The following is a 13,533-nucleotide window of genomic DNA, read 5'->3' on the forward strand; positions in this document are numbered from 1 at the left end:
CGACGGGTCATATACAAGCGGAAACGGCGACAGGATTTCAATCCACTCATCCCAAACGGGATGAGACATGCAAACCCTATTCAATCCTTCCAGCGTCTTTATAATTTCAATCCACTCATCCCAAACGGGATGAGACCCATCGTGGCGGCGATTAAGACTGCCATTTTCGAAATTTCAATCCACTCATCCCAAACGGGATGAGACTTAGCTAAAAGGTTGAAAAGGAACCATTTTTTATTTCAATCCACTCATCCCAAACGGGATGAGACCCCACGTGGTCGCCGTTCAGGAGGCGAAAAAATGAATTTCAATCCACTCATCCCAAACGGGATGAGACTTTTATCGTTGTATCTGATAGAATAAGTATATAGATTTCAATCCACTCATCCCAAACGGGATGAGACCTTTGCCTTACTATATATAGGCGGTGATACTATGATTTCAATCCACTCATCCCAAACGGGATGAGACTGGTAAACGCATTGCATGAGACGATGGGCATGAAATTTCAATCCACTCATCCCAAACGGGATGAGACGTGAGGCGGACAGAACGAGACTTAAAACTCTATGATTTCAATCCACTCATCCCAAACGGGATGAGACGACGCTCTATTTAATGCCTATCTTTGTGCCGTCGGGATTTCAATCCACTCATCCCAAACGGGATGAGACGCGTACTCTGACTATATCGCAAAAACATACAAAATTTCAATCCACTCATCCCAAACGGGATGAGACCGTCCGACAAAAAGTCGTATACCTTTCCCGGCTATTTCAATCCACTCATCCCAAACGGGATGAGACCGATCGGGAAGCCATGCGGTTGACTATATGCGCATTATTTCAATCCACTCATCCCAAACGGGATGAGACTATAACGCATTTATCAAATTCATCATCCTTAAAAATTTCAATCCACTCATCCCAAACGGGATGAGACTGACCTTCACAAGCTCTGTTGCTTCTTTTAACGTATTTCAATCCACTCATCCCAAACGGGATGAGACTTCATTTGCTGATTGACATGCAAGCTCCACATCATTTCAATCCACTCATCCCAAACGGGATGAGACGATGGTTTCATCGTTCGCACTCAATATATTCGGGATCAATTTCAATCCACTCATCCCAAACGGGATGAGACACATGATAAGCAACACGTTCATCATCTTCATTGTATTTCAATCCACTCATCCCAAACGGGATGAGACTTTTCGGAGCGGATATACATGATTCATCATGAGAGATTTCAATCCACTCATCCCAAACGGGATGAGACTTCCAAGAGCTTCTCTCTATCGAACTTTGACTCAATTTCAATCCACTCATCCCAAACGGGATGAGACGACACGATCAAATTGAGTGTCGTAGCCCTTACAAAAATTTCAATCCACTCATCCCAAACGGGATGAGACTCATTCGACACTTTCCCTTTCTTATGCAAGCATCATTTCAATCCACTCATCCCAAACGGGATGAGACCTATTGGGTACGGATTAATTGCGGTCAGCCTTGTATTTCAATCCACTCATCCCAAACGGGATGAGACTTTTTTCTCCCCCTCCTCTGGTAAAATGTTTACGAATTTCAATCCACTCATCCCAAACGGGATGAGACCGCGTCAAACAATCCCCAAACGTACGACCAATGGTATTTCAATCCACTCATCCCAAACGGGATGAGACCATTTTAAAGAATGATGATGTAGTTCACTGCCTAGGTATTTCAATCCACTCATCCCAAACGGGATGAGACTTTCAACCTTTTAGCTAATAGCACAGTAACGGTAATTTCAATCCACTCATCCCAAACGGGATGAGACGTAGTCCTTCACTGACTGCTTTTGGTATGAATGAATTTCAATCCACTCATCCCAAACGGGATGAGACCCGGATCCACGATCTATATCGTGGCCGCCGCGCTATTTCAATCCACTCATCCCAAACGGGATGAGACGGATGTTTGCCGTGAGATTGACGACGGCGGGGACAATTTCAATCCACTCATCCCAAACGGGATGAGACCTGAAACATGATCTCGGATTTTCCATCAACACTGATTTCAATCCACTCATCCCAAACGGGATGAGACAACCAAAGCGACTGAGTTTTTAGACTACTTAACGATATTTCAATCCACTCATCCCAAACGGGATGAGACCGATTGTTCCATTGGTTGTAATCGGCTTTGCCGTATTTCAATCCACTCATCCCAAACGGGATGAGACCAAAGGAGGAAGATTACATTGTGGAGGTAAAAAGATATTTCAATCCACTCATCCCAAACGGGATGAGACTAGAGTTTTGGCGTTTGAGCGCGGGCGCTTTAGAATTTCAATCCACTCATCCCAAACGGGATGAGACCGCGGATATTTGCGCCGTTGAACTACAACCACTTATTTCAATCCACTCATCCCAAACGGGATGAGACGCGCGGTATGATTTGTTGGTTGATGAAATAGATAGAATTTCAATCCACTCATCCCAAACGGGATGAGACGATAAGGGTTAAGATAAAAATTTTTTATATAATTGATTTCAATCCACTCATCCCAAACGGGATGAGACCGTGGGACTTTAAGTAAGCCCCCGCCTTTCGACGGATTTCAATCCACTCATCCCAAACGGGATGAGACTTCGCCTGCGACCATGAAATCGACCAATTCGAAATTTCAATCCACTCATCCCAAACGGGATGAGACGGCAAAAGTCAAAGAAAGTTATCTATCGAATGGGATATTTCAATCCACTCATCCCAAACGGGATGAGACGATTTGTAAATCAATGGAGCAATTTGTATAGGAGATTTCAATCCACTCATCCCAAACGGGATGAGACATCACAACCGATGATACGGCAGACACCGTGACAATTTCAATCCACTCATCCCAAACGGGATGAGACCTTTTGGCGCAGGACTGCTTAGGCCGTGCGCTTCCAATTTCAATCCACTCATCCCAAACGGGATGAGACTATGCTTTTTTCGCTGATTTCAAATTCCAATTCTAATTTCAATCCACTCATCCCAAACGGGATGAGACAGTAACAGCAAGGAAGCTCGTTACATTTAATAAATTTCAATCCACTCATCCCAAACGGGATGAGACTTTCATGATCGCGTCAAATTCATTTGAAAACGCGATATTTCAATCCACTCATCCCAAACGGGATGAGACGCAAAGTAAAAAAGAAGGTCGGCGGCGTATCGGAAATTTCAATCCACTCATCCCAAACGGGATGAGACTGAAGATCGTCGACGACCTGAATGCGAATAAATTATTTCAATCCACTCATCCCAAACGGGATGAGACAAGCCGAAAAGGCTTCTTTTTTTTATATATGCATGATTTCAATCCACTCATCCCAAACGGGATGAGACTCGGTTTTTCCCGCCTTGGTACCAAGCAGAAAATATTTCAATCCACTCATCCCAAACGGGATGAGACGTCAAGGTAAAATCTCTAAAACCGCAACGGTCATAGATTTCAATCCACTCATCCCAAACGGGATGAGACAAATGCAAGATGATTGTGCTGTATATACCGCAACATTTCAATCCACTCATCCCAAACGGGATGAGACATCGTCAAAACTGTCTATGTTTCCGTACGCGTTATTTCAATCCACTCATCCCAAACGGGATGAGACTTAAGTAGTGGGCGTTTCCGCCCGTTGCTAAAAAATTTCAATCCACTCATCCCAAACGGGATGAGACCATAAAAGTTTGAAGCAAATTCACCATTGCTTCATTTATCCTCAATAGAATAAACAAAAAATATTTTATAGTTCACGTATATTCTTTTTGAGCAAATTAACATTACATTTCTAGGTGCGAGTCCCTCCGCTTTTGCATGAGCACTTCATATTCGCACCTTCAGAAAATTAAATTATCATCGACATCAATACCATTATCCAATCCATAGACTTCAATTTTTGTACGATAATTTTTACCTAAATTATAGAAGCGTACACTATCTACTTCCATTTCAATAATATCTAATATTGCTTTTTTTAATTTTAAATACTCACTTTGATCAACAATACATTCATACGTCGAATTTTGCACTCTTCTTCCATAAGAATGACATTTTTGACCAATCTTTAAAAGTCTTTTTTCTCCATGTTTAAATTTTGTATTGATGTCATACACTACTAGTACTAGCATCATTTTATCCTTCTTACTTCCATAATATTACAGGATAAGCATCCAGTTCATCTCGTAAATATTTTGCCAGCAACGACGCTTGTACATACGGTGCGAGTCCCCACTCCATCTTTTCTTTTAAATATGGGTGAGTAAAAACTTCTAATTTCTTCTTCTGCCATTCTGAAAAAAATTTTTTCTTGCCATTTTCCGTTAACAGCACTGCGCCGTTTTCAAGGATTTTAAAATCATTTTTATTAATTACACGTTTGTTAATCATACTTAGCACAAATCGATCACAAACAAGCGGCCTAAATTCCTCTACAAGATCTAAGCTTAACGCTGGTCTTCCAGAACGTTCCACATGAAATGCTCCAATATAAGGATCCAACCCTACAGATTCTAGGGAAGAAGTAATCATTGACACTTCTAAAGTATACGCTAACGATAACAAAGCGTTCACTCGATCTAGTGGTGGCCTCCTTGATCGACCTTTAAATTCAAAACCATTTTTTTGAAGAATCATTTCAGAAAACACTGAAAAATATTTTCTAGCTGCCTCTCCTTCGATTGCTCGCAAAAAATCTTTATCGGTACATGATGAAATTTTCTTCATACAGATTAATAAATCATTTGATACTCGTTTCATCTTTTCCATATCAATTTGCATTGGATGATCACGAATATATCGTTCAATAAGCCATCGCGAATTATAAATTTTACCTAAAACACAGTTCTTCGCAATATCAAATGATACCATAGAACACATTTTCTGATATTGAAGTTCTCTTAAATATACATTTCCGGTGATTGGTGGTTGGATTCTCGATAAATAGGATCCATTGGGATCCAGAAAAACAATCGAAATATTCATCGTAGCACATAATTTCATCAGTGAGGGACTTACGCCTCGATATCCAAATGATACGATGCCTTCAAGATTATGAATGGGAATCCTTCCGACTTCCTTACTCTCTTTATCATACATAATGATTGTATCTAATTTGCACCCTAAATAATAATCCGGAGTCAAAATGTATAACGTATTTTTTAATTTTCTCATTCATCACTCCTCTTTCATCGCTAAATGAATATATTCCAAGACAGATTTCCCGTTATCCTCGGGTATACAAAGTTCTTTTAATGAGCATTGTTGACATTTTTTACTTTTCTTTACTTGAGGAATGTGCTGGTTTTGAAAATAACTATGCATCTCTATAAAATAGTCTTTTACTTTTTGTTTAAGTTCTGCCGTTATCTTAATTTCCTCTCTTCTCTTAGTAGTGGCATAGTAAATCGCCCCATAATGAATAGGAAAGCAAAACATTTCCTCTAAGCAAATCGTCTGTGCCACAAGCTGCAAAACATCTTCGTCGCTCACTTTCGGTTTTCCCTTTTTATATTCGATTGGATAAACAGAGAAGAGCCCCCGATGCCCAAAAACCGGAACTCCATCTTTATCTTGACGCAGTTCAACTACATCACACTCTCCTGTTATGCCAAGTTCATGCGATACGACTTTCATTCCTCTTGCAATAATCACATCTTTCCTCTTTTCATTCAAAAAAGGATCGTGAACTCTTTCATGGATCTGCTCCCCAAGCGTGGTATGGTAATTCTCCGCCCATTTCTTGTCAATATGGATCAATCCCCATTGACGCCTACAAAATGCAAAATGTTGAATACCCGAAATCATCAGGTATTCAACTTCATTGTACTTATTCATACATCTTTTCTTTGGATTTCGACCGATTGCGGAATCTTGTTTTCATGAATAATTACTTCATAATCATCATATTTTCTCGGTGTACCAACATCTGGTTTTTTCACAACTTCTACCTGATCAAACAGCTTATGAGAAGGGCAGTCACCAAACTCTGAAGAATGTTTGAATACAATCAATTCTCTTACCGCCATTTTTCCACGAGAAGCAGAATGGTCATTTTCAAACATATTTGTGATAGCTTCCCACAATAAATTTAAATCATCTTCGGAAAAACCAGTAACTTTTTGGGCTAGATTAGCGGAAATAAAACCTTCTGCACGATACAATCCGTAAGGAATAAACGTTTTTTTACCTATTGTATTTTTCTTGGTCTCAGCATCTTTTTCGGTTGTGACAGCCATACGCGTAATCGAAATTTCCTGAGGAAAAATTGGATCAATACTTTGTGCAAACGTAAATTGAACTGGTCCAGTCACCTGTCCGCAGTTCATTCCACCTTTTACAAAAGTTGTCATGACAGCGCCAAATGTTCGAATATCATAATAATTTTTACACATAAAGTCTCGAGCCATCAAATCACCAGCCGCATCTTTTTTTACTCTCTTCTTTTCATTTTTACTTTTTGGATCATCGCTTAATTCAAGTCCAACATAATTGATTGCTTCTTCATCCTTCAAGTTTAATGGAGTTCCCTCAGAGATATAAATCTTGTACCCTTCCACATTCTCACGAGTCATTGCCACGTAGTTTCGAATCTTTCTTTTCAAACATACATCGGTCACATATCCCAACTGGGTCTCCGGATCAATTCGTGGGAGGTTTCCCGCATCCGGATCTCCGTTTGGATTTCCATTTTCACAATCAAACAAAACCACAAAATCATACCGATTCTTGATTACTTCACTCATTCTTCAGTTCCTCCTTCTATTTCTGAATCTTTTTTCTTTTCAAAGATTTTTTGTCTTTGCTGATAATAACCAATCATGAACTCACCTTGCTCTGTTGTATTCATGATTTTTGGATAAAATCCAGCTAACCTTTTAGTCAACTGTTCAATAAGTTCTGACCAATAAATGGACGCACCATAATTCTTACGATTCAACTTTCTTAAATGATATTTTGACAGCATGAGTAATTGTGAATAAACTTTTCCAGGAGACATAGCGGCAGCACTAAAATACCGATCTTTAATTGTCGTATTCAGTTCTTCGTCCGCAGAGTCTTGCTGCACCACCTCTAAAATACTGAACAGGCGTCCTAAAACATATGGTTTGCTTATTGCGCTTTCATTCAATCGTGCCAGCAGTGAAGCTTTGTCTTCATTTTCAGCTTTCTTTGCAAATAGTTTGCGCCTCTGCTGATAATAACCAATCACAAAGCTTCCTTGTTGTTCAAAATTCATCATTTGTGGAAAAGTTCCATTTAATAGATTGATGATTTCTCCAATGCGTTTATCATCCACAATGTATAATCCTGTATTTTTAATGCGCAATTTACGCAAATGATTACTGGACAACATCAACAAATTCGGGAAAACCCGCGATGGCGAAACAGATGCTGATTTGAAAAACTGGTCTTTGATTGTTGTCCCCACTAGCCGATTTGATTTTTTTGGGGATGAGGATCGTTCCACCACTGTTGAGTCTAAAAAATCATCTTCAGAATCCTGCTGTAATTTTTCCAAAACGCTAAATAACCGCCCCAAATTATATGACTCGTTTAATGAATGTTCATTTAAGAAAACTTCTGGAATCTCAGCGGCTTCTTCATTTCCATTCTTTTTTTCAAAGAATTTTTGTCGTTGCTGGTAATAACCAATCACAAATTCCCCTTGTTCATCTGGATTCATCGTTCTAGGAAAGAATTCATCATTTAAGGAACTAATAATATTGCCAATAAGCTTATCCGCATTAACATAGGCACCAAAATTTTTAGATCGTAACTTGCGCAGATGATTACTGGAAGACACGATTAAATTAGGAAAAACCTGAGCTGGTGATGCGGCGGCAGAATTAAAATATTGTTCCTTGATTGTCGTATTCAATTCTCCTTCTGTGGAATCTTGTTGTAGTTTTTCCAAAGCACCAAATAACCGACCTAAATTATATGGTACACTTGATGATTTTTCATTTAACGTCTCCGTTAAATTCTCCACTTTATAGTTCCTGTTCTTTAAAAGAAATGCTTTAATTATAGATGCTCTTTCCCAGCTCACATTTCCTCTTTCTGCTTGAATTCGTTGCATAATGCTAGAAAAAAGTGTTTCCGGATAAGGAGCGTTATTTAGTACCGACACGAGCAAGTCACCGACTAACGCAGATTTAGGTGCCTTATCTTTTGATTTCTTATCCACCGTCTCCTGAACCAAACGATAAAAATGAATAAAGTCAAAATCAACATAAGCCGGCTTCGCCATTTTCATCCGTTCATTATGCTTTTGAAGATTGCTTAAAATAGATCCAAAGCTGTTCTCTAGAAAAAAGCGAGCGGAAATACGCGCGGCATTTGGCGTTAATCCCAAAATAAAGAAAGGTTCATTCGCGTTAATATTGGCGTCGATCATCTGACCGCGGCTCAACCTTTTAAAAACATTATGAATGATCTCATCGCTCTTTTCACTTTTAGTTAAAAACGATCCAAATATATCCTGATATTGCTTATCTGCGCTTTTTGCCCAATAAATGAATTGAACGTCTCCAATCCCTGTATGCGATTCTCTGTTTGACAACAAATAATTTAAAGTTGTGACATATTTAAAAGCCGCTTCCTCTCCAACTGCCGAGTTGCCATTCCTGTCAAGCCCATATGAAGTATAAGACTCATCATTAAAAGAAATCAATGCTGCTCTTGGTTTGGCACCAGGCAATTTAATACCTAAATGAATTTCAGGAATATAATCTTCTTTTCCAGTAATAATACACCTTCTTGTTTCGCCCTCCAGCGTTTGATTCATATAGCTTTTCCAAGCATTTTGAACCAAAACATCATCTTGCGCATATTCTCCATCTAACCTAAAAACTAAATTACCAGTTGCTAATATTTTTAAATGCGCCGTAATCAAATTACTCGGATGATCTATATCAGTTTGAAAAGTATCAAAATACTTCAAAATAGCCTGAGCTATCTTAGAAGGTACGCCATCTAAAACTTGATGATGAAGCTTCCTGGCCGCCTCAAATTTCTTAACAGTCGCTTTTAAACTATCCTTTTTATATTCTATTCCTAAAAAATAAGATAAGTTATCACAAAGAAAATTTGGTAAGATGCCGCTTGTTCTTTTTAAAAATGCCTGAGGAACTAACATGGATTTCTTTATCAGTTTTCCTTTATCTGATTCAGCCACTGGAATCAAACTAAGCAAATTGCCTTCTTCATCAAGATCCAAAACTCCACTAACCTCCCAATATGCCCAGTTTTCTTTCGGAACCGTACCTTTTTTGGCCATCTCATCATACAAATCAACTAAACTTTTGATAATCATCGAAACACCTCGACATTCCCCATTTCAACAACCCCGTTCTCCATCACCGCGTTAAAGAACATTGGCGTGTAATGCTGTGGATCAGAATAATCCATTCCATATAACATTAATCCAAACTCTCTCGTTCCCTCACCCTCATAGCAGGACACTTCTTTTCCAGTCGCTCTCTCAAAATAAGCAGGAAATTCTCGACATCCAAAATATGGTTGTTTATAACATTGACCTTTTTCAATTCGTCGATTAATAATCGAGGCAAATTTAGCTTCTGAATCCGTCTCATTCATCTTTTCTGGAATCAGTTCAAAATGATATTCAATAATGTATTCCACATTTGTTAAAATCGAGGAGTTTCTCATGGCGATATCCTGATTGCGATCAAGATAAAGGAGCTCTTTTTTCCCTTCCAAAACCTTACGAACTTTATCCGCTGAAACTTTACTTTTCAATTCATTTCGCTTAACAGAAATCCGTTCGATTGGATTGATCACTTTCACACGGTCAATCACATATTTCAAACCTGGATGCCAGTAAATACTTTCAGCGATCCCCACTAACGAGGATGGGGTGGGAATGTCATAAGAATATCTTTCCACTTTAAGCTCCGGTCTTGAAAATAACGCTCTATCTCCAAATACTCGAATTTTATATCCCATACTCTTTCCCTCTCCTTTCTATACTTCTATAATATTTTTTATGGATATGAAAATCAACCTGTTTTCTCTCTTTATTTGATTTTAAAAAAAAATATGCTATTGTTATGACGTCTTCTGAAAAGAAGTGGATTGAAATTATAAAAGATTTTATGGCGTAAAGGTAAGGCGTGGCAACTTTTGTTTGCTGCGCCTTTTACCAAAATATCGCATTCCCTCCTTCGTCATTCTCTAAAAGCAGGCCTATATTTTCGTCATAAGCTTCTTGATCCATTAAGATAAATAAATTCGTAATGGCCTCCATCGGTTTAATTTTCCCTAAATTGTAAAACTGTTTGATTCTCTGATGCGGCATAGAAACCGAATACCTTTGAATCATTTTTAAATCATCCTTTGTTCCATATTTAGATTGCATTCTAGCGATTGCATCCTTATTTTCTTCATTTGGAATCACAATTAAGGAAGAATCCTCCTCAATCAATTTAAATTCTTTACCAATCGTTTTTAGCTGATAATTTTCCTCTTTTTTCAAAATATCCTTACAATCCAGCGATCTCTTCAAATCATATAATTCATGGAAATAAACTGTTGCTGCATCTGGATCATTGCAATCTATCCCCTTTTTAAATAAAGATTTTGTTATTTCAATTTCCATTTTTTGACTTGAAGCACTCTTAGCCCCTTCCAATTCAAATATATAAGTCTTAGAATCCTCTTTGTTCCGTTTTCCTTCTCGATTTGAACGACCTCCGGCTTGAATGATTGAATCCAGACCAGCCATTTGTCGAAAAACTGTATCAAAATCTAGATCTACACCTGCCTCTACCAAACTTGTCGCAATCAATATAACTTTCTGTCCATTTTTCAGACGCGACCGGATCATTTCCAGCGTTTTTTCTCGATCCGCCTTATGCATTGTTGTCGATAAATGAAACAATATTTCTTCCGGCACCTTGTCTTTCAAAGATTTATACAAATCTTGTGCAATTTTCCTTGTATTCACAATACACATCGCACAATGTTCTTTCTCTAAACGATCCACCAGAGCGTCGCTTGAAAATATACCTAGATTTTCATAAGTCGTCCTCTGGAAAAAATCGAATTGATTTTGAACAGATGGACATATCTCCTCTACAACTTTAAAATTATTTAAATAATTATCCAAAGCGGGCTGCGTCGCTGTACAAAAAACAGCCGAACATCCAAAATAATCAACCAACTCATGAATCATATTCAAGCACGGACTTAAATAATTTACTGGAAATTTTTGTGCTTCATCAAACACGAAAACACTATTAACTAAATTATGATTTTTTCTACAAGAAGAAGACCGATTTGAATAAAAAGATTCAAAGAATTGTACACTTGTCGTCACTATTATGGGTATATCCCAGTTTTCAGAGGCGAGCCTCATCATCAAACCATATTCATCCTCTTGAAATTCATAATTCGAGTGATGTTCCAAAACATTTCGTTCTCCGGCAAATTCACGAAATACGTCTGCATTTTGTTCAATAATCGTTGTGTATGGAACAACATAAATAATATGATCCATACGATTCCTTTTTGCATGTTCCAACGCAAACATCAATGAAGAGATTGTTTTTCCTCCTCCCGTAGGGACAGTCAACCTAAAATAACCCGGATCCGTATTTTTTCCCTTCTCCATTGCCGTTCTTAATATATGGCTCCTCCGCCCATTCAAAGTTGCTAAAGAAGCCTCTTTCAACCATCCTTTTTTATCAAGCTTCTCTTTCACAGCTTCATAAATTTCAACTATCGCATCTCCATTCTTTCGTTTTATCTTTCCTCTACTCATAAATGCTTCTGTATCAAGGAAATCCGCATCAACAAGACTTGAATATAATAATCTTGTCAAAGTTGCCATATAAAGGTATCGTTCTGTTTCCGAACTTGATTGATCCAGTTTATCTAAAACTTCTTTAATTTGATTCGTATCCAGAGAAATTTTTTTCACTTCACTTTGATATGCACCATAATTCGAAAGATTTTTTCTCTTCATTCTCGCTCTAAATGTCGGTGAATCTGGTGTGTCGCCGCTACTCCCTAAATCACACAACCCGCTATGATGAGACATAATCGGCAAGGAAATCAATAAATCTGTTATATTTCCAAAATCATATAACGCCTTTGTCAACTGAGCTCCTGCTGTAGAATGATCCACACGATTCGTTCCACCACGCACACGTTCCTGAAATTCAGGAGAGTATTTCCCCACATCATGGAAATTTCCATTGATTTCTCCGATATTCCTCATTCCAAATTTTGCGCTAAACTCTCCCGCCAATTTAGAAACATTATTTAGATGATCAATCAATTTTTGTTGATCTCCATCTTCATTTGTATGTCCAATCCAATCCATATTCCCACCTTCTTTGTTTGCATTTTTTCAACATTATAATTCTATATAATATAATTATAGCCCCAAAAGTTATGAATGCGCTATCATTTTTGGAAATTTATATTTTGACTTGGAATAAAACGCCATAAGAGCGCTGTAGTAAATTTATTTGAAGCAAAAAGCAGAAAGATACCATTTCCTTCCGCTCATTAAAGAATAATTAACAACTATATAGTTCTTTGCAAAATTTTATTCTTCCCAAAAGAAAAAAGAATATCTGCCGTATGGATTCAATTACCCTTTCTTCAAAAACTATCTGATTCATTATCATTAATCCACTCAACCCAAGAGGGTTGAGACCTCCGGACTCGTACTCCAAATCCAAATCGACTCTATTTCAATCCACTCAACCCAAGAGGGTTGAGACTCGCCCAGCGTCTTGGGATGACCGTCGTCGTGCTCCATTTCAATCCACTCAACCCAAGAGGGTTGAGACATGGCAGCGTGTAAGGCTCATACTTTTGCGTTTTATTTCAATCCACTCAACCCAAGAGGGTTGAGACGGGGTGTATTTATCTGGAAAAGTACAGGTACACCAAAATTTCAATCCACTCAACCCAAGAGGGTTGAGACAGAAGATTCAAACAAGTTTATTCGTTCTCCGATATTTCAATCCACTCAACCCAAGAGGGTTGAGACATATCGACAAAAAGAAAAAGGAATGGGGTGAAATATTTCAATCCACTCAACCCAAGAGGGTTGAGACCGAAATGCTTGGAAATCCACGTGCGGCCAAATGATTTCAATCCACTCAACCCAAGAGGGTTGAGACCAACGCCGGCGACGAAAACTCGGCGAAGGATATATTTCAATCCACTCAACCCAAGAGGGTTGAGACCTCGCTTGGATCGTATAGCCTCATGACTACCCAGATTTCAATCCACTCAACCCAAGAGGGTTGAGACGCCCCATGTTTTGCTGAGGATGCGTTACCCCAACAGATTTCAATCCACTCAACCCAAGAGGGTTGAGACTCACGGCGCGCATCCTTGGACGCGCTACGACCGATTTCAATCCACTCAACCCAAGAGGGTTGAGACAATGCATTAATAAAAAACCCTACAAATGGGAAATATATTTCAATCCACTCAACCCAAGAGGGTTGAGAC

General features: G+C 38.6%; 7 protein-coding genes and 2 CRISPR repeat arrays (1 of these 9 cut by a window edge). All 7 genes read right to left on the reverse strand.

The window, feature by feature from the left end; genetic code table 11:
- A CRISPR array of direct repeats spans positions 1–3,716; the repeat unit is 33 nt; unit sequence ATTTCAATCCACTCATCCCAAACGGGATGAGAC; it begins 1,445 nt to the left of the window's first position.
- Between the two features lie 159 nt (positions 3,717–3,875).
- The 7 genes from cas2 to cas3 all read right to left on the reverse strand — a co-directional run bounded on the left by cas2 (position 3,876) and on the right by cas3 (position 12,385).
- Positions 3,876–4,169: a CRISPR-associated endonuclease Cas2 gene (cas2, locus tag ABNS49_RS04525; protein WP_277820868.1), complete on the reverse strand. Its 294-nt coding sequence runs from the start codon at positions 4,167–4,169 to the stop codon at positions 3,876–3,878.
- Positions 4,170–4,179: 10 nt separating this feature from the next.
- On the reverse strand, positions 4,180–5,208 hold the full coding sequence (gene cas1c, locus ABNS49_RS04530) for a type I-C CRISPR-associated endonuclease Cas1c (protein WP_135981296.1): 1,029 nt from the start codon (positions 5,206–5,208) through the stop codon (positions 4,180–4,182).
- A 3-nt stretch (positions 5,209–5,211) separates the two neighbouring features.
- On the reverse strand, positions 5,212–5,871 hold the full coding sequence (gene cas4, locus ABNS49_RS04535) for a CRISPR-associated protein Cas4 (protein WP_135981297.1): 660 nt from the start codon (positions 5,869–5,871) through the stop codon (positions 5,212–5,214).
- Positions 5,868–6,779, reverse strand: a complete 912-nt coding sequence (gene cas7c, locus ABNS49_RS04540) for a type I-C CRISPR-associated protein Cas7/Csd2 (RefSeq protein WP_135981298.1) — start codon at positions 6,777–6,779, stop codon at positions 5,868–5,870. Before cas7c ends, cas4 begins: the two co-directional genes overlap by 4 nt.
- The gene (cas8c, locus tag ABNS49_RS04545; RefSeq protein WP_348687965.1) at positions 6,776–9,352 is read right to left on the reverse strand and encodes a type I-C CRISPR-associated protein Cas8c/Csd1; all 2,577 of its coding nucleotides are present in this window, start codon (positions 9,350–9,352) and stop codon (positions 6,776–6,778) included. Before cas8c ends, cas7c begins: the two co-directional genes overlap by 4 nt.
- Positions 9,349–10,005, reverse strand: a complete 657-nt coding sequence (gene cas5c / locus ABNS49_RS04550; RefSeq protein WP_135981300.1) for a type I-C CRISPR-associated protein Cas5c — start codon at positions 10,003–10,005, stop codon at positions 9,349–9,351. The genes cas8c and cas5c overlap by 4 nt, the downstream gene beginning before the upstream one ends.
- A gap of 193 nt (positions 10,006–10,198) precedes the next feature.
- Positions 10,199–12,385, reverse strand: coding sequence for a CRISPR-associated helicase Cas3' (gene cas3, locus ABNS49_RS04555; protein WP_289116165.1), 2,187 nt, complete (start codon positions 12,383–12,385; stop codon positions 10,199–10,201).
- 306 nt (positions 12,386–12,691) lie between these two features.
- Positions 12,692–13,532: direct repeats of the CRISPR family, unit length 32 nt; unit sequence ATTTCAATCCACTCAACCCAAGAGGGTTGAGA.
- Position 13,533: the final 1 nt, after the last annotated feature.

The organism is uncultured Dubosiella sp. (assembly GCF_964018005.1).
GTDB lineage: Bacteria > Bacillota_I > Bacilli_A > Erysipelotrichales > Erysipelotrichaceae > Dubosiella > Dubosiella muris.